Origin of the sequence: Achromobacter sp. GbtcB20, from assembly GCF_019091095.1 — a bacterium.
Lineage (GTDB): Bacteria > Pseudomonadota > Gammaproteobacteria > Burkholderiales > Burkholderiaceae_B > Achromobacter > Achromobacter mucicolens.
Window position 1 is genome coordinate 1 of the sequence record NZ_JAGXJZ010000558.1, and the last position, 269, is coordinate 269.

Sequence of the window (269 nt, forward strand, 5' to 3'; positions counted from 1 at the left end):
TGCGCTACGAGTCCAGCCCGAAGCGCGCGGCGGAACTGGCGCTCGAGATCGGCGCCACCGTGGTGCTGGACGACCTGCGCATGCCCGACCTCGACGGCTTCGAGGTGACGCGCCTGCTGCGCGCCAACCGCGACACCGAACACATTCCCGTCATCCTGCTGTCTTCCGAAGACGATCCGGAGATCAAGGCGCGCGCGTTTGCCTCCGGCGCCAACGACTACATGGTCAAGTGGCCCGACCCGCGCGAGCTGGTTGCGCGCTACGGCGGA

Annotated in this window: 1 protein-coding gene; it reads left to right on the forward strand. The window is 68.4% G+C overall.

The annotated features are described in order from the left end of the window. Positions 1 to 269 (forward strand): response regulator (locus tag KVT32_RS30215; RefSeq protein ID WP_217619442.1); only part of this gene is annotated, 269 nt, incomplete at both ends.